Genomic DNA, 23,282 nt, shown 5'->3' on the forward strand with positions numbered 1-23,282 from the left:
GTTGCTGTAAAATGATATACGCCTGCATCTACCGCGGTAGCATTAGCTATTACTAAATCTTTATTGGTAGCTCCTGGAATAATAGCTCCATCTTTATACCACTGGTAATTATTATTAGCACTCGTTAGCGCAGTACTGCTTAAGGTTATAGAACCATTCTCTGTTACGGATACTGTTTCGGTTTCGTCTACTTTGGCTTGTAATAAATAATTGAACGTAGTTAGATTCCCTTGATAGGTATCAAACTCTATTTCAAAATCACTAAAAACAAAATTATTTTGTTGAAGCCCTAAAACATTTAGAATATCAGAATTAGCTAATGCTCCAAATTCTGATGGAACTCTCCCCGACATCTGGTTTTGGGCTACACCTAAATGATTTAAATTCGATAATTGGCTAAAAGAAGAAGGAATTGAACCAGAAATATTATTGGTAGTTATATCTAAAAACTTCAATGTACTTCTATTTCCCAAAGATGAAGGAATCTCTCCACTTAATTGATTTCTATTTAAACTAATTACTTCTAAAGTGGGAATATTAGCAAGTTCTGAAGGGATTTCGCCTTCTAAACCATTCCAAAATAATCGCAAATTAATAAGATTAGGTAAGTTTCCTAACTCAGTCGGGATTATACCACTTAACCTGTTATTTCCTAAGTTCAATTCTTGTAACGAAGATAAATTTCCTAATGAAGCAGGAATTGCTCCTGTTATCTTATTTCTCTCTAAATGCAATACCTCTAGACTTGATAAGTTACCAAGCTCTGAAGGAAGTGGACCATCTAAATTATTAATATAAAGTCTTAGTTGTTTTAGCTTAGACAGATTTCCAATAGAGGCTGGAATTGTTCCAGAAATTTGAGTTTCATGTAGATGTAACGCCTCAAGATTCAAAAGATTCCCAAACTCATTTGGGATTGAACCTGTTAATCCATTACGATAAAGGCTTAAGGTCACTAAATTAGTGAGATTACCCAGTGATGCAGGAATTTCACCCGTAAATTGATTCGATCCAAAATGCAAAAGAGTAAGGTTTGTCATATTTCCAACGGAAGCTGGAATCGTTCCTGTTAGTGCATTTCTTTCGAACGTTACAGTCTCTAAATGTATTAAGTCACTAAAATTATCAGGTAATGGACCCGCCAATCCATTTAATGCCAAAATAAGATTTGTTACTTTTCCATCGGTAACTGTTACTCCATGCCAATCGCATACTGGAGCGTCCGTCAACCAATTTGTGCTGTTCCGCCAATTTGGTCCGTCCGTATTATTATACAAATCGATTAACGCTTGTTTTTCGGAAGCTGATACTCCACAACCAACCTCTAAAGTAATTGGATTTCTTGTTAAAGTGAGATCAGTAATTATATTATTGGTAGCTGTAAAATGATAAACACCTTCATCTGTATCAGAAATATTATTTATGGTATAACTTCTTGCATTAGCTCCAGGTATAGCAACATTATTTTTAAACCACTGATAACTGTTATTTGTGCTTGAAAGATCCGAAGTCGTTAAAGTAATACTCTCTCCAATAGATGCAGAAACAGTTTCCGTTTCATCCACTTTAGATTGCTCTAAATAAGAAAAAGTAGTTAAATTATTTTTATAAACATTAAAATCTGATTCAAAATCCACAAAAACCAACTCATTTCTAGACAATTGGAAATTTTTAAACACCCCTGATAAAGCAGAAGTAGCAAAACTAGATGGCACTTGACCAGTAATTTTATTTGATTGAATTCCAAAAACTTCAAGACTTGGTAGACCTCCTAAAACGTCTGGAAGAGGTCCTTCAATAAAGTTACTAGATAGATATAATGTTTTAAGATTTGTTAAGTTCCCAAATGTACCAGGTATTCTACCTGTCAATTGGTTACTTTCCATTGATAAGAATGTAAGGTTTATTAAATTTCCAAATGATTCTGGTATTGAACCGGAAATAGCATTTCTAAACAAATTTATACTGGTAAGATTTGTTAAGTTACCTAATTCACTAGGAATAGCTCCAGATAATCTATTATAATTAAGATCTATTATTTCTAAATTAGATAAACTTCCAATCTCAGAAGGTATCTCTTCCTCTAAATTATTTCTAAATAAAATCAAACGTTCCAGACTACTCAAATTACCTAAAGATGCAGGAATTGAGCCAGATAATTGGTTGGCAAATAAGGATAAGTTTGTTAGGTTTGATAAATTACCTAAGGATGCAGGAATACTTCCGGTAAAGCCATTCGATCCAAAATTTAACACCTTTAAAGCGGTCATATTTCCAATTGAAGGAGGAATACTTCCTGATATTGCATTACGCTCTAAAATAAAACTCTCTACATTAACTAGCGTATCAAATACATCTGGTAAAGGTCCTCGAATTCTATTTATAAAAATGGTAATATTTTTAAGATGAATTAAATCTCCAAAAGAATCTGGAATTACACCATCTAATCCATTATTGGAAAAACTTACTCCTACAACTTTGTCATCGACTACAGTAACTCCAAACCAACTACTAACCGGGGTCTCTGTTAACCAATTTGTGTTGTTAGTCCAGTTTGGACCATCTGTGCTATTATAAAAATCAATTAACGCTTGGCGTTCTTGAGGTGAAACCTGAGCAGATAATGTATGAGTTACAATATTAATAACAGCAATTAATATTAAAACACTTTTTATTCTGTATTGAATATATGTTAAACCTTTCATATATCTTTTTTAATGTTTTTTCTTCTTGATGAAACTCTTAATTAATTGGAAGCCAAACAGGTGGATTTACATTATGACATTTATCATAACCTACAGCTCTTAGATCTATAGAGGTCCCTTGAATTGGTTCTAAAGTAGATTTGTGTAATAGTACAAATTCTAACCTCCAAATATTCTTATCACTGGAGTTACCAGGTCTACCTTTAGCGACATCTAAATCATATTCAATAAACTTTGTTCCTGTATCACCTAACACTATTTCTCTATCCTTAAAAATTAATATATCACCAGCCTGAAGTCCTTCATGCGTAAATTGAACAATTTTATTAAACCTTACTGCCATTTGCCTAAATCCTCTTTCATGCACTATAAACGCAAAATATACATCATCATTTGGTGTACCATGAATGGTAAATTTAGCTTTTCGGCCATGACATTCTTGTCCTGTCCAAACATTATCTTTAGTATAAACTCCTTTTATTATTGGTTCGGACATATCATCACACTCGTCACCTATACCATCTCCATCGTAATCAGCCTGATCTGGATTATAAGTATACGGGCAATTATCCGCTGGGTTATCTACATTATCAATAACCTCATCTATATTAGTAATACCATCATCATCTGGATCCAGATCTTCCTCTAATTCCCCAATTAAACTAGTAGTTTGATCCGCACTACCATTACTTCCTGCAGGTACCAGTAAACTAGATCGACCTGAATGTGAGGCTTCTTCCGTAATCACAATACCTCCATCTCCATCTCTATCAATCGCTTCGCGGAAATTAAAATGATGTCCTAGTGCATTTCTAAAATAGGAGTCTTCAAAATTATCTGCTCCCATATATCTGTATCTACTATTGGAAGTAACCGCAGTAGGTAATGTAAAGTTATACCCATATTGTGCAGAAGAATATCTATCTAACGCATCTTTATTCTCTATTTCAGCACCGTATGGGCTATACTGTGTTACTTCACTAGCAAAGGTCCATTCTCTTGATTGTTCGTGAGCGATCATTTTCCACACTCCATTTTCTAGCTCATAAAACGGTTGGAAGCTTTTGAAATAACCTTCTCGTCTATTAAATGCCTCATTACTTTGGCCTTCTGCAATTTTAGCTCTTTCTACTAAATACGCGTATGACTTTTTGGCTCTCCATTCTCCCTTTATATTCTCTAAATATGGATTAAAACCATAACTACTAATTTCTACATTTTTTAAATCATCTTCATGAATACTTTTAAGATCTCCTTCACATTGTCCATTCCAAAAATCACTATATTCCACAGCACTTGCGTTTACAATACGTAAATTATCAGTACTGGAAGTGCTATTCTGTGTAAAGTCTAATGTAGAAATACTTCCTCCTATTTTTCCTTCAATTGGGTTCTTCATCATAGTAATAGAAGCCATATTCGCCGACTGTTGATTTCGATATCCTGAACGGATAATCTTGAAATTTATACTATTAGTAAATGTCTCACCTTTATCTAATAATTTACCATCTCTATCCATAAGACGAACTCCGTTGTTAGCACTATTAATACCAACAACCCAAGCTCTAGTAGCATCTCTATCAGCGCTGATTAAGAGTTCATCTCCTGTACTAAAGAATCCTCTTACATCTCTACCGTAACTAAAATAATCTCCATTTTTCACCAACTCTCCGGTTGCTCCAATATTGATAGAGGCTTGCGCCATATTTTTATAATCTTTACCCCAGTAAGCAGGAAAATTAAAATTGTAATACTGATCATCATACTCATTTACGGTCTTGGTTAAAAGGACCTGTCCTGTACTAGCATCCCAAGCTTCATTCACTGTACTTACTTGTGATCCTAAATCCTTTGCAATTTTCTCCTTTAAAATTCCAGTCGTATGAATCACTTTTGTGGTAGTTGTGGTATGTAATGTTGATATGATCTCTGATCTTTCGGGTGGAGCAGTCGGAATAATAATTGGAAAAATACCAATAATCAAAGTCGCTACATTCCCTTGAATACCAAATACTGATGATTTAGAATAATTCTCTCTAAAATCATTAATTACATCATATTGTACTCCAATTTCTCTTTCTGTTATAGCACCATCTTTTCCAATGGTAACAAGGTTGTTATCCAATACAGTCTCGTCTTCTTCGCTCGTACTATATTTATAATCTACCCCCGATATAAACTCATCATATTCGTTATAAACACTTTGAGACTTGGTTTTACCGTTCATGTCGTTTGTATGCACTACGAATCCTTGTGATAAAGTAAGCTCCGATTTTACAGACACTTTCAATCCAAAAAGTCCTTTCAATACATTTGCTACTACCTCTTTATCATTCGATTTCCAGTTAGCAGGATTATCAATATCTGTATAGTCTGCAATGGTTGGAAAATTTCTAGATGTATAAAATTCATTTACCACTTTTCCGGTAGCATGCTGTTTAATATCGTCCGAAGGGGTGTAATTTTTAACCGTCACCCTACTATATGTAATCGTTGGATTAGGAAAAAATGATTCTCCAAAAGGTTTTTCCACAAAATTCACTTCTTCTGGTCTCACTTTATCTCCACGATTGTAGAAAGGTTCTACGAATGGATTTTCCTTACTTCCAAGAGGTTCATAAGTTGCTACTCCACTAGAAGTCCCATCTTCCTCTAAGGTATAATCGTATATCTGTCCATATCTTTTCGCATATCTATCGATGTTAGAATCACTCCTATCTACTTCCAACATTTTATCCCATTGATCTTCTAGTAAAAGTTGCTTTACTCTACAACCTCCTCCTAACTTTTTTCCATCGGGATGTTGTAATCGAATCCAGGATTTTTCAGGAATAAATCGTCTCGCACAGAATTCTTTATCTCTTAATCTACCATTTGGTCCTTTAAATATTTCAATAATACCTCCAAAACTCTTTACCAACTCCTGAGCAATATCAGCAGGGTTCTGAGGATCATTTGTCAACTTCATACCGTAAACCAATCTGTTCAAGAATTTTCTTCCAAAATACCATCCTGCTTTAGAAATTGGGTTTACATTTCTACCACTTCCGTTTATTCCTCCCTCCAGATCTGACATCTGCATCGGAATTGCTACGTTCTTCTTCCCTGGTATATCAGATCCAAATATTATTGGATTATTTGGATTATTTAAAGCTTCTTGGTCTATTCTAAAATATCCGGTAACATAGTCAAACTCATTTTTAGAAAAATTAGGGCTATTCGTAACTCCCCCAGATTTAGACATGTTCATCATAAACTTGAAGAATACTGGTTTATCAATATATTCTCCAAGATATCTTTGCTTGAAATCATTGACCGTATTGACGTTGTTGTCAACCTCTACAATCAAATATTTAGCATCCGATGTACCATTATAGGATCCTGGTGTATATAAAACATCTTCAACAATGGTATCCTCGCTATTAAGTGATTTACTTGCTCCAACAACTTTGAACATCTGCATTGCCTTACGATCCTGAACATATTGATAATCATCTGATTCGTAGGTCATTTGTAATCTACCTCCTGAAGGCAATTCTACAGAGGTAAGACTCCATGCCTGTGCAAATACATCTTGTTGCTGTTGATTTCCTTGTTCTACATATGGAAATTCTGGAGCAGTGATATCATCGTTCACATCACAACCTCCTTGGTTTGGTTTATAATTACCCCAAATATCATATCCTTTTAAATTATAGGCTGGATTAGATTCATCACTCTGCACCCATTTTCCATTTTCATCATAAGATCCCGTTCCATAGTTAAAAGTATAAGGAGTATATTTTCCCATTTTAGAATCGCGATAGGTAAAATATACTTTCTTTAACGTTAGTTTCCCATTATTGGATAAAACCCCTTCTGCATTATAATAATCCAATTCATTATCATCTAATTCACTATCATTTAATTCTTCTAAAAGATTGTTAGGAATTTCTTGACATTGTGAATAATCATAGATAAAATGTGCAGTCTTAATCGCTGAAGTTTCTTCTCCATACTTTATGTATTCTGGCCTCGAATACAAAGAGATACTATCAATTTTTTGCATATGGGCAGAAGTAGCATCTCCTCCTCCATTTTCATTTTTCACTCCACGACCATCTTTTCTGTCTGATAAATAGAAAACTGCTACATGTGTTTTAGTCTCAATACTTTTAATGTATTTGATCTCTTTTTTTCCATATATGTAACTTCCTTTTTGGTCATTTTTATCAGAATTTAATCCTGCATTAAAGGATGCTTTTTCATAAGGGATACGCCACTGATATGCATCTTCTGTAGTTTCATAATTAAATTTAGTATACGCTCCAAAATCATCATCTGTTGGTCCATCACCTTTTCTGTCCTCATAATCTGAAGATAACACACTAGACAACAAATAGGTATGTGCAAATGGCGGTGTAGCGATCTTATTAAAATAATGATCTATTCCACTTGTATTATTGCGAGTATTTTCATCGCCATCAATAGCTACTTCTCCTAAAGCACAATCTCCATTAGAACGCACTGCAAAAGATAATTCATCCTTTTGGATGTTATACGCTGTTTCTCCGTAGGTATATGTAGATCCATCCCCTTGTAGTATTTTCATACCAGCCTTATGATGCGGTTTTGCATGAGCATTGGTAGTGAAAGTTCCTAGTTGGAACTGATCAACATCACCTGCGGTAACAGGCTGGATGGATTGATTTCTGATTTCCCTCTTCTTTCGCTGAATCGGTTCATTAAATATTACCTCATCATAATTATAATCGACACCATTATTTTGGTAATTCTTTATTCGATATCTATTAGCAGCATATTTACCATAGCCATTATTTCTTATCGTACCATTTCCGATAGCAGAAGTATTTCCACCAGGCTGGTCTATAGCTAGAGCCATGGCTCTATACCCACCTAGAGTACTCTGAAATAATTCCTTTTCCTGATCTACAGAAAGCTCTCCTATAGATTTAAAATATACCTTTTCATAAGTAGGATGGTTTAACACTCTTTCCTTTAAATATTGGGTGGCATTGGTTTCCCATACTCCAGTGTGACTTTCTGAAGGAGAATTTTTATAATCCAATCCTACATGAATTCCTGATCCAATTTCAATCTCACCACCTCCTGAATTACTATCGCTTTCGTCATTTACAAACTGATCAAAAATATAGCCCGTCTGACTTCTAAAAGGACGAAACATTCCTCCTATTCCTTGTCCATTAATATTATAGAGGTCATAAGAATAATTTACCATAGGTAGTACCCGTGTATTCTTACTTACGATATCTTCTTTCTCTCTATTAAAATCTAAAATATCATTTCGTGTGGCATTCTCCGTAAACTCATATCCATACGCTTTTTCAACGTCCATTTTTCTCGCCAGGCTTTGTCGATTACCAAACGCAGTAACTCCAACTTCACCATCTATTCCCCAAAGGTCACCTCCCACAGATATTCCAAACGTAAGTCCCGAGTTTTTAAAAGCTGTTCTTTTAGTTGGAGTAAAAGTGCTATTAATAAAAGAAACACTTCCAGATCCAGATGATTCCATCCCACCATAATTTTGTTTAACAGATGCACTCATATTAAAGGAAGTTAATCCCTGTCTAGAGTTAAAAGGTGCTCCAAAATTCAAGCGTCCTGTTACTGCATTATTGGTGGATTTATCTTTATCATTTTTAGCTGTACTAATGCTTACACTTGGTGTAACAGTAACACCATCAGATGCTGAAGAGGTTAAATTCATCCCAACACTCACATGGTCTGCAACGGCAAAATTTAACCCAAATGATGGTTTAAAAGTGATTCCTTGATAATTGTTATGCTGTATTGTTAAACCAGCACCTCCCTTAAGTGCCTCGATACCAAATATCTGTGCATTTACATCTAAGGTCGCTCCAATCGTAAGGTTATCTTTTAGATTATTCTCATAGGTAATTTCATCTCCATTAAAATCATCTGGTATACCACGTACTTGTCGGTTAATTTGTCCTACGTTTAAATTCCAACCTAATCCAACCCAAGTGGATTCCTGATCCATATTAACTCCAGCATTGTACGCTAGATTTAAAGGATATCCTCCAACATCCATCACTGGAATGTTGTAATTAAAATCTCCGGATGATAAATCTACCATATCCGAAGTACCAATTGGCGTAAACGAATTAAATTCCGGTTGTGAAGGACCACTTGTTAAAGCCCATAATTGTGATGGCTGTGCCATTTGCACTACCATCTGAATCGCTAAATAACTTGCTATAACCTTTGTTACCTTACTTTTTCGTATTGTATTGATCATATCACTCAGTGTGTTATACTTTTATAACTTAATAGGTGTTTCTTTGAAATTGAACTTCATTAACCCATTACCAAATAAATTATCTTGATAAATAAGTTTTACATTCTCATTTTCCGGAATATTTCCAAAATGCAGTAATATTCTTTTAAAAGGTGCTACTTTAAAATTTCTTTCGAATGTTACTCCGGAGCATTTAATACTGTCCCCCTTTTGAGTAACCACTTGAAAATCTTTTTCAATGTAAAATGACATATATTTTACAGACGCTTCATAATCCATGTCTGTATACTCACCTTTTAATAAATCATCTTTGCTATCATGTTGAAACTCGACCTCTATAACTCGTTCGTTTTTGAGCGATTCATAAATAGAATCTACTTTTTCTAAGTTATGAGATCCTTCATTTTTTAAAATGTAATATTGAAGTGGAACCAATGTGGCTTTGTATTCTATATCAGAAAATAAATGGGAAATTGATTTAGATTTCCAACCCGATTGTTCCAAGTTAAAAAGCTTATATTCCGTTTCTGAAACTGAAGATTTTTTTTCCTTTTGGCAAGATGAAAACAGCAGTGTCCCTGCCAAAAAGCCCATAAGTACCCTTTTGAATATCATAGTTTTATGAAAAATGAAGTGAAATTTTAGAGATTAATTTTCTAACAATTGTTCTAACTTTTGAAGACGTTTATCCAATTTTTTATTTATCTCCTGTTGTTCTTTGATTGTTTTTTCTTGTGCTATAGTGTATAAGGTTAACTCCTCAATTTTTTCGAGTAGCTTTAGATTCATCTCTTTAAGGTTGATGCCTTTTTTTTCCATTTCTGAAGCAGCCGGAATATTAGGAAGATGTCCTTCTTTTTCGATATAAGCTTCCACCTCTTGTAATGTCTTTAAATCATAATCCTCATAAAAAACGTAATCTGGTGCGATAGCACCTAATAAATCGATTTTAACTTCTTGTACATGCACTTTTCCTTTAACTGTTAACAAATACTCTGGATCATCTTCATTGGTACCTATTGATATCCGACCAGTAGTAACCAATTCTCCTTCTAATTGAGTATTTCCGTTTACAGCGAAATTATATCCATCTGGAACTATATTTGTGTTAACACCGATTTGATCTGAATTAAAATCACCATAAATCAATGGAGTTTCAGCATCCGAGTTTTCTATATATAATTTATTATCGCCAGCTTCATTAAAACCAGCTCTATATCCTACAAATATATTTCCACTTCCTACTGCATTTCTTCCGGCGTTACCTCCGATATATACATTTCTTCTTCCATCAATATTCTCTCTACCTGCAAATGTTCCTAAAAACGTATTAAAATTTCCGGTAGCATTATTTAATCCTGTAGAATTACCGGTAAACACATTGTTATTTCCTTCTATGTTATTTCGCCCAGAATTTCGCCCTACAAAAACATTTGTTTGTCCTGTGGTATTACTTTGTCCAGAACTTGTTCCAAAAAAACTGTTATTATTCGCAGTTGTATTTCTTCCTGCATTGGCGCCAAAGAAACTATTATTATTTCCTTGATCTCCTGAATTTGTTCCCTCGTTCGTTGTGTTGTTTTGAGCAAAAATGATACATGATGAACAAACAAATATCATAAACAATTTAGTAGTTAGTTTTCTCATAAACTCTCTTTTATTCAGCGTGTAAGAACGCCATAGTTGATTCCAATAAACTTTATTAATTTCCCTCGTACTTATTATTAGCGTACTCTAATACTTTTTTTGTAATATCTATCCCTTCTTGTGCGAACATAATATTCCCATTTCCCTGTGTTCCAAGAATGATAGTATATTTATTAGTTTTCCCGTATTCTTCTATATATGCATTTAATCGACTCCATACCTGTTGGCTCACTTCATTAGAAAAATATTCATTCATCCTTCTCAATTCTAGATCCTCTTTCTTTAGGATAATTTCAGTTTCCTTAGCCTTCTCTTCATTCTTCTGTTCTGAAAAAATAGAATATACCGTATACAGACTATCCATTTTTTTTCTTTGTTGATCTATTTTTTTATTGTTAACCTTTCCTAAATCTTTGGACATATTAAATCCATTGAAAAGCTTAACATTATCAACATAAAAAATTGAAGTCTTGTTATTTTCGACGAAATAGAATGAAAATAAAAAAGAAATGATACCGACAAGCACTATGTTGCCAATAATCAATATAGGGACGTGTTGTTTTTTCAAGATGGTCAATTATTTTGGGCTTGGCAAATATATGTTAAAAAAACTAAAAAAATACGTTAAAACCGTAAAAAAATTATTAACATTTTTAACTATAATATTCCCTAAATGTTTACAAATTTAATTTTATCAATATCTCAATACAACCAATTACTTCGTTGGTTTATAATTAAGTGTCTTAAACGAACAAATTGTTACCATGAAAATTCATTTTTTTTCAAAAAAAGTTTTATTGTTAAAAAACTCAAAAGAAAAATTCTTAAAAAAAGCCTAACAAAGTAAGCAAAAACTGTGTGTTTCATTAATCTAATAAACATCGTCAGGAACATAAACTATCCTAAGAAAATTAATCTCCGAGAAATTAATTTTGTTTATTAAATTCACGAATATCTTTTCCTAACTGTAAAGAAATTTTATCCTCTGAGATATCTTTGACTCTAATCCCTTTTACTTCTGCTCCTCTTCTAACACGTTTTAAGACTCCATCTAATCTCAAAAGCCCTAATCTAGATGTACTTTGCTTAGATTTAATATATCCTAAATACTCCACACGTGGCCAATTATTAGATATATTCACTTTAGGTCTAGAAACTTTCTTTTTAGGCACTGAAGAAACAGCTACTGTTTTCTTTCTTACTTTTAACGACTTTCCCAGGAAAGGATCTCTGTCTGGTATAGAAAGTTTGAATGTGTCTTTTTTACGCAATAATATCTGCGGTTTACCCACTAAGGCATCTGCTGTAATTACAACATCCTCTGATAAAAAGTATGGAGCCGCAAACTTGTATATAACCACTCCCCAAATCAGTGCCACAGCAACAATTAAAATTTTATTTAATTTCTTTTTCTGCATTAATTCACAATGATTTGACTACTATCACTATAATCACCTACATTCCCTGCATCATCCACTCCTCTAACTCTCCAAAAATAGGTGTCAGCAGTATTAAAAGTAAATGAGTACTCTTCAACATCTTCTGAAGCAGATTGTATTACATCATTAAAATCCTGATCTGTTGCAATTTGCAACGTATATGTTACTCCAGACTGAATTGTTCCTGTATCCGTAAAGGTCCATTTAAAACTTACCTCTTCACCAGTAGATATAGTCCCTCCAGAAATTGGTTCTGTTAAGGTCGGTTTTGGAGGATCTTGTGTATCTACAGAAAACGTTCGTGGGAAATATGTTGTAGCGCTAGAACCATTACCAGCAGATATTTCCCATCGGTATAAAGCATCTTCAGTAATTACTGAATTGCCGATTGTAATTGATGTTCCAATTATATTTTCGTTATTATTATTAAAAATTTCTGTTTCAGTCGCTCCATCAATTCTAAAAATACGAATCTTATAAAAAGTTGCGGTACTGATTGCTTCCCAAGAAAAAGTAATTCCTGTATCATTTAAAAACACTCCATTATTTGGACTACTTAACGTAACCGTTTGATCCGTTAAATCTGCAGAGGCTATTACCGAAAATGCAGCACTAAACGAATAAGCTGTTTGATATGCAAAATTTTCTCCCCTTACTCTCCATTCATAAGAACCAGGATTCATAGTATAATCAAAAACAGAAGTATTCACTAAAGAATCCAGAATAATGGAATTAGATGCTTGATTATTGATTTGTATTCTATATTCATCAGCACCATCTATTGGGTCCCATCTAAATTGTACAGAATTCCCTTCAATTTGAGCCATGTCTTGCGGAGCTACTGTTGTTACAAGATCATTTGTAATATCATCTTCTATAATATCATCACAGCTAATCAAAACCCCTATAGACAATGCTATTACACAACTAACGTATTTTCTCATAATTCTGAAATATAATTTGTTCAAATAATTTTGTTCTTCTTGTTCTCGGTTCTTTTTCCACATAAAATTTAAGACTAACAACTCTAGAAAAATCAAATACTTTCTCATAATCATAGGTAGTATGAATTAGATCTCCGTAACTACCTGTAAGTATTAGTCTGTTAGTATAAATATTAAAATATTCATCACTTGCTTTATGAATAGCCTCTAATTTTACTAATTCTGCTTCTGAATTGATCTCCGTAAGGGTATTTAAAATTTCCTGTTGTACGATATCCGGATTGGCAACCTCCTTTCCAATTAACTTATCTAAATAAGATACCTCTGCCATTAAATTGGTGATACGCTGTTGCGAATTACTAACCTTTTCTAATTTCTGTCTGGACTCATCTAAAAGCTTTGCCGCATCTATCGTCATACTAAAAGATCTTTTGTAGGCCGTAATACCTAAAACGACTATAAATGCTAATAGTGCAAAAAACTTCTTCTTATATGAAAGGTTTTCAAACATCGAATTTTAGTATTAGTTTAATTACGAAAGAATTTGTTCTATTTTCTCTTTGAAAATCAATAATCTCCAAATTACCCACCCAATTATGCTTTTTAAGTTCTTTTATCCAAGAAGTAAATGCAGTGTTCGACAAAGCTGTTCCTTCTATTTCAATAACGTTGTTATTAAAATCAATTCGTTGTTCGGATTTAATTTTTGAAGTTGTTGGAAATATACTAAGAGTTTTTAGGTTTATTTCGGTAGGAATATCTTCTGTTATTTCGGCTATATAAAAGCTTAAAAAATTACTGTCATTTAACCCAGATTGTTTTAATATTGCTTCTTTATTCTCTTTATCCTTCTCTAAAGAAATTAGCTTTGAGTACGCTACATTTTGTTCACCTAATTCTACCTGCATTTTATGATGTGCTGTTTGATAATTCCCTAACATCAAATAACTTATCAATAAGGAGATTAAGAAAAAGGAAAGTGTAAAGATACCAAGTACATTAAATGCTTTTTTATAAGTAAACTCTTCTTTTCGTGAAGACATTGTAGCTTTCTCAGATACAATCGCCTCATTGGGATATAAGTTATTAAAAGAATTAGCAAAACCAAGTATATCATTATCTGTGAGTTTTTCAGTACCTAGATGATACTCAATTACATTGGTTTCATTTCGTTTTTCAAATTCTGATAATAAGCTATTATCAAAATATAAAGTAGTTTCATTAGTCTGTAATATATTTGTTTCTAGCAACGGATAGATTGATGCCGCACCAAAAGGTCCCATTGCAAAATCGACAATAGTAAACTTAGCTTCATCAAACAATTTTATTTCTGAATCAATAATTTCTTTTCGAGCTACTGAAACATACACTTGATCATTTTGCCTATATTCATACCAGTAAAAATCTTCGGAATCTGCATTGAATAATATTTTAGACTGATATCCAACATCATTCTTTACCTTTTTGGATAACACTCCTTGTCCGGTTAGCGTAAGAATGATAGGTTTGTTTTTGGATAACTTAGCTGTCAAATCTTCAAAACTTTCTGAAGTAAATTTATTTATAATAGTAAGATCGTTTTTCTTTCTTTCTATTTCAATAAAATGGTACTGCTTCTTCTCCAGACTAAAATGAATCTGGATGGATTGAATTTTATTTCCAAAAAGGGCGATATTTAGCGGTTTAAAAGACATTAGTAAATCACTGTAGGCTTAATAAATACGTGTAATTTAGATTTATCTTTGGCTTTTCGCTTACTACTAAAAAACCATTTAATTATAGGTATTCTCGATAATACCGGTGTCCCACTGCCTGAGTTTTCTTTTTCCAATTCGTCCAAACCTCCTAATAATATCATTTCATTATTTCTAACTCTTATAAGCGACTCAAATTTCTGAGTGGATTTGCTTGGTGGTGCGCTTTCTCCGGCTCTTCCTATAAATGCACTCTTTTCTACGGCGATCTCTAGGGTTACATGTTCATCTAAAGAAACAAACGGCTTTATATTTACACTCAGATTAGCTTCTGTTGGTTTCCATTGACCTGACTGCAAAATATTATCATTAACTCCTGTATTAATCAATCGGTTAGTTTGCTCAAAATAGTAATCTGTTTCTCCAATAGAAATACTCGCTTCATGACCGCTAAGTGTAGCAATTTTGGGTGTTGATTTCAGATTTACGATCGAATTGTTTTCCAAAGCTGTAAGATTTGCATAGAAGTTTTTAGTTACCTTACCAATATTTATAATTCCTAATCCATTGAAAGCATCTATTAACTGATTAATCGTACCTGAATTTATTGTTACATCTGTATTTGGAAAAATATTTCCTTGGGTTTGTATATCTTCAGAACCATCTCCTAAAATTGCTTGTAATCCTGTTTGTACATCATAAGACTTATTATACTGTACTACCAATACCTCAATCTGCACTAAGGGAACAACCTTATCTAATTTCCTTATTACTTGTGCTAGTTCCAAAATTAATTGTTTAGAGCCCGAAACAAGCATCCCATTAAGTTCTACAAACTCCTGGATTTCCACCTCTTGAGTTAAAGATTTAGGAAGTGTTGCCAACACAGATTCTATAGTTCTGTTTTCTAACTGAATTAATTCTGTAGATCTTAAACCAGCAGTTGTTTCCTTCCCTATTAAATAAAAATCATCTGTTTTATTTACAGCAAATTTTTTACCTCTAAAAATATGTTCTAATAAACTATCAAAATCTATTTCCTCGGAAAAAATGGTAGTAACTATTTCATCAGGTTTATCATACATCGCAAATCCTAATTGCAATAATTCTGCTGCTTTTGTTATAATTTCCGTAGCATTTGCGTCAAAAGCTTTAATAGTTAAATAACCATTTGCCTTTACTTTAATATCCAAATCTCCCGAAACATTCTTATTAGAATTTCTCGAAGATCTTCGCCTACTATTAGTTCTGTTATTGTTGTTATTTGCAGCATTCTGAACTTCTACATCTTTTGATAAGAAATAAAAACCGTTATCATCTTTTTCTGCGATTAATTGATTAGATTTTGCTATCATTTCAATAACCTGATCAAATGGCCTATTAATAATATAAGCAGAAACACTCATACTCTTCACATCTGGCGCCAAAACAATATTCTTATTAGCTAACTCTGTAATTTTTGCAGCCACAGATGGTAGCGAATCATTTTTGAGTTTTACAGAAAGAAAATCGTTTTGTTTACTATATCTAATATCTAACTCTTTTGGAGGTTTAGGCTTGGGAGTTTCTTTAACGATTTCTCTTTGCTTAAAAACAATTATATTGTTCATGAACTCTACCTCCAAATCATAAGTTCTTATTAAGAATAAAAAAACATCTTTCACTTTTACATCAAAAAAGTTACTAGTAACCATTTGGTTAAGTCCAGGATCTGCTACAACATTCAATCGATGCTCCTCTCCTAACGATGTAATAATCTCAAACAGTGTTAGTCCTGAAACATCTAACTGTGTTATCTCCTCTAATCCTACTTTGGTTTTTGCTATTTCTTCAAGCTTTTCTTCTACTGTTGTATATGTACTCTGAGCACATAATACATTGATAGTTAATAGACAGCTTATTAATAGTATGCTTTTTATCATCCCTTATTTTTCTATAATAATTGAGTAAACCTCTTCAATCGATGTTATTCCTTTTTGTACTAATCGAACCGCTTTTCCCGATAAGCTGGATTCTGAATAATCTGTAATAGATTCTTCTAAATTTGTAGAGTTTTTCTTTATTTCTTGCGTTAAAACATTATCAATAGGTACCATTTCATAGATAGCCGTTCTTCCTTTATATCCTGTAAAATGACAATCTTCACATCCTTTTGAAACCCAGTGTTCTTTAATATCTGAAAAAGCTTCATTCTTATATGTCCCTGTTTCTAAAACAGCTAATTCTTTACAAGAATTACACAATTTTCTAACCAATCGTTGTGCTACAGAAATTTTCAAAGTTTCTGCAATAAGAAATGGCGGAACACCCATATCTATAAGTCTGGAAATAGTTCCTAGTGCAGAATTCGTATGAATTGTAGACAACACTAGATGACCTGTAAGGCTGGCTCTAATTGCCATTTCTGCAGTAGCTCCATCCCTAATTTCACCAAGCATGATAATATCTGGATCCTGTCTTAGAAATGTTTTTAATGCGCTAGTAAATGTCAAACCTATATCTTCTCTAAGTTGTACTTGATTAATTCCTTTTAATGTATATTCAATTGGATCCTCAACTGTTACTATGTTACTTGAGATTTTATTTAATTCTTTTAGACTTGCGTATAAGGTTGTAGTCTTACCTGAACCTGTGGGGCCACTTATTAGAATAATCCCTTTCGACGCTTTTAATGCTTCTAGATATTGCTCTTTTTCTTTAGGCTCCATTCCTAGTTTATCCATGCTAAGATGAGCCGTATCTCTTCCCAAAATTCTCATTACAATCTTTTCTCCATGTAATGTTGGCAGAATAGAAACCCTGATATCAAAATCATCGTAATTAATACGTCCATCTTGGGGCAATCTTTTTTCCGTTATATCTAGATTAGATTTTATTTTTATTTTATTAACTAATTCTAAATAGTTTTCCTTTTCGATTTTATATTTCTCAGTAAGTTTCCCATCTATTCGGTATCGTATTCTTGCTTCATCTTTGAATACTTCAAAATGAATATCACTACTTCCAATCGCTTTTGCTTCAAAAATTAATTCTTCTAAAAAATCCTTTGATCCAGATCGAAAGGTTTCGGTATTAGTTTTGTTTTGAGATCTTCCGGTATCTCCTTTTCTATAATAAAGAATTAAAGCTTTATTTATAGTTTCTAAAGGGACAGGATGGAATTCTACTCTTTTTCCCAAAATCAATTCCAATTCTTCTTTTACAGCTTCTTTTGAAAGCTCTTCATTAATATAGAAACTCACATTATTCCCTGTATCTTTTTTGGGTACTATCTGATAATTATGAGCTAAATCTGCATTAATAATCTGTTGTTCTTCTGTACTTAATATGATATCCTTAACTGCCTTCATAATCGCTAAAATATTTTTGTAAAAAAGAGGTCATACTTAGTAACATAGCTAATAACCATAAGTATTAGTAGATATAGGGCTAAAAGCCCTGCAAGAGGAACTAAATCTGTTTTTACAACTAACCTGATTATTAAGAAACCAACAATAGAAAAAAACATTCCTGTTATGAAAAACAGAATGTAGTTATGTAACGCAAAGAATGGAATTACAGAAATAAAAAAGAATAAGTCACCTATGCCCATATTCTTTTTGAAGGGGTTTGTTAGCTTTCTATTCTTTGCAGAAAGATATAGATATAAACCACCTATAGTAATAACCAAGAAGGAAAAAGTGTATAATAAATTTAGCATATCATACCCTCTATCAAAATAGCTAATCAATCCAAAAATTAGGATTGCTATCGGCAACAAAATATGAATAGCTCTAAGCTTTAGATCCTGAATAAATACCAAGGCTAATAATACTAGAATGATTATTTGAAAAAACGTATCCAACCTTAGTCTTTAACCGTTTCTTTTAATGTTTTCTTTTGATCGATTTGCCAGGTATTATAGTTACCATCATCATCAAAATCAGATAAAGACGTAGCAGTCGCTTTAAAAGAATTTGTGGAAGCTTCTATAATTTCAATTCTGTATACGGCTTGTCCACCTTGCTCAATAGTTAAGGCGGGTTCAAAACCTAACTCTTCAAAATCCGCAGTGTACTTAGAATGTCGGAAGAAATAATTTTTCTCTAAACCATATAAATGATTCAACATACTTTGGGCCTCAATAGATTTGGCTTGTGTAATAACTGAAGTTTGGCTTGGAAGTACCATCAATAATAAAATACCAATAATACAAAGCACTATTAATATTTCAGTCATAGAATACGCCGCAGCATACCAATTGTTTTTGCGTTTCATAGGCTTAAGATGTAATCTTAATGATTTCATTAAGATTGATTTAGGGACTGCAAAAGTATTAAATTGTGTTAACAAAATCTAAAAATTTTAATTTCCATTTATAATTTTACTAAGATCAAACATCGGAGCATACATTGCTACCATAATAAGACCTACTATCAAACCAATAACAATTATGATTAGTGGTTCTAGGACTACTCCTATCATTTTAGTTTTATGTTCTACCTCCTCATCGTACTCATCAGCAAGTCGTGAGAACATTGTATCTAGTTCATTAATTTCTTCAGCAACTTCAACCATTGAAATGAGCTTATACTCATAAATCCTATGCTTTTTCATTGCTGCTGCAAAAGGAACACCCTTAATAATATCGTTTCTAATGGGGTCTATAGAGGATTCAATAGGATAAAAACCTATCATTTTTTTTACCATCTCTAGAGATTCTGTTAAAGAAGTCCTGGAAGTAAGTAACAAATCTAGAAACTGGCAATATCTTGCTAAATACACCATTTTCACAAGTCTTCCGAAAAATGGTATTTTCAAAATAACTTTGGATTTAATATTCCTAAAAGAATCATTTTTACCGTAGATCTTAACTAAAAACACACTAGTAATCACAACAATTAGTACACCAACAAATATCGTTGGAAAGCTCTCTGATAGCGCTATTACTTTTTGGGTTAAAGGCGGAAGATCGCCATCAAATTGATTAAATACTGATTTAAACATGGGTACCACGTAGGTTAACATAAAATATAAAACTCCAACTGTGAGTATTAAAACAAATGATGGGTACGTAATCACAGATACAATTTGTTTTCTCAACTTAATTTGTCGTTTAAAATATTTGTGGAGTTCTAATAAAACGATATCCAGCTTCTTTGTTTCTTCACCTATTTTTATACTAAAGTATTCATAAGAGGAAAACAAACCTGTATCCTCTAATGCTTCATAAAAACTTTTACCTTTTACTATTTTAGCTTTTAATTCTAAAATCAACTCTTTTAAGTGTTTCTTTTTTTGTTGGTTTGCCAAAATTTCTAGTGAAGTTTTAAAATCCACACCTGCATTGAGAAGTACTGATAAATCTTTATACAGAGCTTCTTTTTCTTTTGCTCCTATTTTTTTTGAAAAGCTTAACTCTTGATTAAAAAAATCACTAACTGAAGAAGTTTTTTTCTCTTTTTTAAGACCTGAGTTTTTATGTAGCTTACTTACATCTATTCCCATTACAGCTTCAATTTAAGGTTAGGAGCATAATCTTTTGTTACCACAAACTTAACAGGTTCTTCGAACAGATCTGTATTAACTTCTATTTTGGTTACTAAATCTTCTTTTGTATAGACATTGAAATCAGATATAATTTTAAGACTTTGCAAGGGTAAAGTATCCCTCATATGTAGTTGTTTCCTTACCAAATATCTATCCGTAATATCATAAACAACTTGTTTGTTGTCATAGCTTAGAATTGTAAATCTTTGATATCCTTTTATTATTCTATCAGAATTGTAGAAATCCAGTTTTAATTGCACGTAACTACTAGTCAACTCGTTTTGCTCATCAATTGAATGTTGATAATTTAAAACTTGTTTTACGAAGGAAGCATAAGCAAAATAGATCAACCCCATTATGATAGACATAATAGTTAGATTAACCAACATTTCTAATATTGTAAATGCTTTTACTTTACTCATTCTTACTTTTATCTATTAACAAATAGTTATAAGTCGTAGTATCCTTCTCCGTTCGTACAATAAACTTGATATTTTTTAATTCTTTATTTCCTTCAAAACCCTCTACTTTCTTTTTTATAGAAAACCTATTAAATTCATAAACTTCATCATTAAAATCAGAAGTTGTTTTCATCTCATCATATAGTTCTGCCACTTTAAATTTAATTTTATAAGAATCCAAAGAAGAACTATTATGTAACACCACAGCATACAATCTAATGGCAATTAATAAGCAGGTAGCAATAATAGTTATTGCTATAACCGATTCAATCAATGAACTTGCGGATAAAAAATGCTTATTGTATATTTTTAACTCTTTCAAATCTATTGCCTTCGATACTTCCAAACAGTGGTAATCTCACAAAATTATTAGGTATTCCTAACGCATCAATTGTCCCATTTAAAATCACATCCGCGTATTTAGAACTTTTTGTTTTTAATTGTAGCTTGTGTGTATAAACTGATCCTAATACACTTCCTTTTAATTCCATAATTCCATTACAATAAACATCACCTACTACTAATGAATTTTCATTCAGTACCAAAAAGTTATTTTGCTTTTCTCTAAAACTAGAACCATTTATAACGATCCCTCCATATATCTCCACATCTTCCCCTATATTAATTTCTTTTTCATAATCTCGGGTAGATGATTCAATGACAATGCAAGAAGGATATAGCAACTTTACATTTGATTCAACTTCTACTCCTTTTTCTGCATAAATTTGTATACTGCCTTCAAAACCTTCTTCTACTACCACTTTAGGTGCTTGAATAATTACATCTTCGATTTTTGTAGTATCATCAATATGTATAGTGTCTCTTGATTTTAATATAAAATTTCCTTTAATATTTACTCTATCTAAAGATTCTCCTTTATCAAGATATACTACCGCTGTACTTTTTTGAAATCCTCTATAAACTGGTTGATTTTCTTTCAACTTAGATAAAGTAATTTCTACAATATCATTTGGATATTGCAACTTTGGAGAAATAATTTTTGGTAAGTTTTTGGATGAAACTCCTATAACTCCTTCTAGTTTTGGGTTATTGGCTTGTTGATTCCCTAAAATATTTACCACTTTATATCTTTTTTTTGGCAACACTACATTTCCCTTAATCAAAGTAGTCCCAGAAATTTTTAGTTCTTCTCCAAAATCTGACAGATATAGTGCTTTTATTTCCTTATTTGTTACTTCTCCAATTATATATTTTTTTTCAACTGTATCTTTTTTAAAAATAGCTTTCCCCATTAATGTAGCATACATCCCCCACCTTTCTTTTGTAAATTCACAAACCAATCCATCTTCGAAAAGATCAATTTTCTGAGTCTCCGTTTTATCAAAAGATTTACCGTTTATCAGGAAATAGTTAAAACAAGAATCACATCTATCAATAAGCTGTTCCTTTACAGACTGTCTTGTTGCTAAGGTTTTATTTATTGTAAATATATAGATAAGTCCTCCGCTTAGAATAGCTATAATCAAGCAAACATAAATAGCATATAATAAAGATCCTGCCTTTATCATTTTGCTTATTCCTTTGATGATGTTTTTTGAGATGTTTTTTTCTTCTTAGCTAACTCTTTACGTTTCTTTTCAATTTCCCTTTTTTGCCTCCTTATTTCTTTTTCTTTTTTTGCTTTAGCCTTTTCTTCTGGGCTTTTCTTTTTAAATATATCTTTAAAAAACTTTGAAGTTTTACTTACAAAACCTTTTTTCTCTTTTTCATTATTATCTTCTACAACTTCCTTCTGGTCGGTAACCTTTTCACCTTTTCGATAATAAAGAGTATCCTTAGTTTTATAGTAAATCCACCTACCGTGCTTTTTATTACTCTTATATCTTCCACTTACTACTAACAATCCTGATTCTGTAAATTCTTCATATTTCCCAGAGAGCATGCCTTTTTGCCAGTTATAGATATTTTTGATTTTTCCGTTTTCATACCAATTTTTCCAAACCTTATTTTTGAGACCAAAATAAAATTCACCTTGTTCAGCTACTCCATTACCTCTAAAAGTCTTGTTATAAAGCCCATGCAATATTTGCCCACTAGAACCTCCGAAGGAAGAGTGAATTTGCCCACTCTTAAACCAATAATATTCTTTATAGTTTTCGAAATTAGATTTGGATTTATCTGAGACGTAAAAAGTATAATTGTAATTATCATCAGATATAACTTTTCTATTTGCGTTATTGTCTACAAATTGTATTGATCCAAATAATAAGAAAAGAGTAATTAATAATTTCATTTTGGGTAGATTTTAGGATTTGCAAATAAACTACTTTCATTCCAAAAAAAGAACAAAAAATATAGTTTTTTGAAAATCAATCAAATACAAAAAATCTGACTACGGCACACATACCCCTATGAAACCGTAGTCATTGATTTATAAGCAAAATTGTTTATTTGATTAAATGCCTACCTTTATTCATCAAAATCAATGTTTGCTATATATAAGTGTCATTTGAAACAAATATGTTACCCCGATTTTTCGTTTTTTTTTAATTTTTCTTTAAAATATTTTTGTGAGCATCAAAATTGGCAACAAAATTATCTCGAAAACAATAAAATAAG

Annotated in this window: 18 protein-coding genes; all 18 read right to left on the reverse strand. The window is 32.2% G+C overall.

Going from position 1 to position 23,282, the window contains the following annotated elements:
* Nucleotides 1-2,705, reverse strand: a 2,705-nt coding sequence (locus tag Q1B37_RS23670; protein ID WP_299903196.1) for a leucine-rich repeat domain-containing protein, incomplete at its 3' end; no start/stop codon positions are given.
* Nucleotides 2,706-2,742: 37 nt separating this feature from the next.
* The gene (locus Q1B37_RS23675) at nt 2,743-8,988 is read right to left on the reverse strand and encodes a hypothetical protein (protein WP_299903198.1); all 6,246 of its coding nucleotides are present in this window, start codon (nt 8,986-8,988) and stop codon (nt 2,743-2,745) included.
* Nucleotides 8,989-9,009: 21 nt separating this feature from the next.
* Nucleotides 9,010-9,582, reverse strand: a complete 573-nt coding sequence (locus tag Q1B37_RS23680) for a hypothetical protein (RefSeq protein ID WP_299903200.1) — start codon at nt 9,580-9,582, stop codon at nt 9,010-9,012.
* Between the two features lie 54 nt (nt 9,583-9,636).
* Nucleotides 9,637-10,635, reverse strand: coding sequence for a tail fiber protein (locus Q1B37_RS23685; RefSeq protein WP_299903202.1), 999 nt, complete (start codon nt 10,633-10,635; stop codon nt 9,637-9,639).
* A 55-nt stretch (nt 10,636-10,690) separates the two neighbouring features.
* Nucleotides 10,691-11,056 (reverse strand): OmpH family outer membrane protein, encoded by a 366-nt coding sequence (locus Q1B37_RS23690; RefSeq protein WP_366944353.1) that lies wholly within the window; start codon nt 11,054-11,056, stop codon nt 10,691-10,693.
* A gap of 505 nt (nt 11,057-11,561) precedes the next feature.
* Entirely contained in the window at nt 11,562-12,053 is a 492-nt protein-coding gene (locus Q1B37_RS23695; protein ID WP_299903204.1) for a hypothetical protein, read from the reverse strand.
* A complete protein-coding gene (locus tag Q1B37_RS23700; protein ID WP_299903206.1) occupies nt 12,053-13,018 on the reverse strand; it encodes a hypothetical protein in 966 nt (321 codons plus the stop codon). The genes Q1B37_RS23695 and Q1B37_RS23700 overlap by 1 nt, the downstream gene beginning before the upstream one ends.
* Nucleotides 13,002-13,529 carry a hypothetical protein gene (locus Q1B37_RS23705; RefSeq protein WP_299903208.1) on the reverse strand — a complete coding sequence of 176 codons (528 nt, stop codon included), beginning with the start codon at nt 13,527-13,529 and terminating at the stop codon, nt 13,002-13,004. The genes Q1B37_RS23700 and Q1B37_RS23705 overlap by 17 nt, the downstream gene beginning before the upstream one ends.
* Nucleotides 13,522-14,712: a PilN domain-containing protein gene (locus tag Q1B37_RS23710; protein WP_299903210.1), complete on the reverse strand. Its 1,191-nt coding sequence runs from the start codon at nt 14,710-14,712 to the stop codon at nt 13,522-13,524. The genes Q1B37_RS23705 and Q1B37_RS23710 overlap by 8 nt, the downstream gene beginning before the upstream one ends.
* Nucleotides 14,712-16,634 (reverse strand): type II and III secretion system protein, encoded by a 1,923-nt coding sequence (locus tag Q1B37_RS23715; protein ID WP_299903212.1) that lies wholly within the window; start codon nt 16,632-16,634, stop codon nt 14,712-14,714. Before Q1B37_RS23715 ends, Q1B37_RS23710 begins: the two co-directional genes overlap by 1 nt.
* A 3-nt stretch (nt 16,635-16,637) precedes the next feature.
* Nucleotides 16,638-18,062 (reverse strand): GspE/PulE family protein, encoded by a 1,425-nt coding sequence (locus Q1B37_RS23720; protein WP_299903214.1) that lies wholly within the window; start codon nt 18,060-18,062, stop codon nt 16,638-16,640.
* A gap of 5 nt (nt 18,063-18,067) precedes the next feature.
* Nucleotides 18,068-18,556, reverse strand: a complete 489-nt coding sequence (locus Q1B37_RS23725; protein WP_299903216.1) for a hypothetical protein — start codon at nt 18,554-18,556, stop codon at nt 18,068-18,070.
* A gap of 2 nt (nt 18,557-18,558) precedes the next feature.
* A complete protein-coding gene (locus Q1B37_RS23730) occupies nt 18,559-18,969 on the reverse strand; it encodes a type II secretion system protein (RefSeq protein WP_299903217.1) in 411 nt (136 codons plus the stop codon).
* 87 nt (nt 18,970-19,056) lie between these two features.
* Complete coding sequence (locus Q1B37_RS23735; protein WP_299903219.1) at nt 19,057-20,199, reverse strand: type II secretion system F family protein; 1,143 nt, start codon at nt 20,197-20,199, stop codon at nt 19,057-19,059.
* Nucleotides 20,199-20,663, reverse strand: a complete 465-nt coding sequence (locus tag Q1B37_RS23740) for a type II secretion system protein (protein WP_299903221.1) — start codon at nt 20,661-20,663, stop codon at nt 20,199-20,201. The genes Q1B37_RS23735 and Q1B37_RS23740 overlap by 1 nt, the downstream gene beginning before the upstream one ends.
* Nucleotides 20,656-21,024 carry a hypothetical protein gene (locus Q1B37_RS23745; RefSeq protein ID WP_299903223.1) on the reverse strand — a complete coding sequence of 123 codons (369 nt, stop codon included), beginning with the start codon at nt 21,022-21,024 and terminating at the stop codon, nt 20,656-20,658. Before Q1B37_RS23745 ends, Q1B37_RS23740 begins: the two co-directional genes overlap by 8 nt.
* A complete protein-coding gene (locus Q1B37_RS23750; RefSeq protein ID WP_299903225.1) occupies nt 20,999-22,231 on the reverse strand; it encodes a hypothetical protein in 1,233 nt (410 codons plus the stop codon). The genes Q1B37_RS23745 and Q1B37_RS23750 overlap by 26 nt, the downstream gene beginning before the upstream one ends.
* A gap of 5 nt (nt 22,232-22,236) precedes the next feature.
* The gene (locus tag Q1B37_RS23755; protein WP_299903227.1) at nt 22,237-22,956 is read right to left on the reverse strand and encodes a hypothetical protein; all 720 of its coding nucleotides are present in this window, start codon (nt 22,954-22,956) and stop codon (nt 22,237-22,239) included.
* Nucleotides 22,957-23,282 lie beyond the last annotated feature (326 nt).

Origin of the sequence: uncultured Aquimarina sp. (genome assembly GCF_947492965.1) — a bacterium.
In the GTDB taxonomy this organism is placed as follows: domain Bacteria; phylum Bacteroidota; class Bacteroidia; order Flavobacteriales; family Flavobacteriaceae; genus Aquimarina.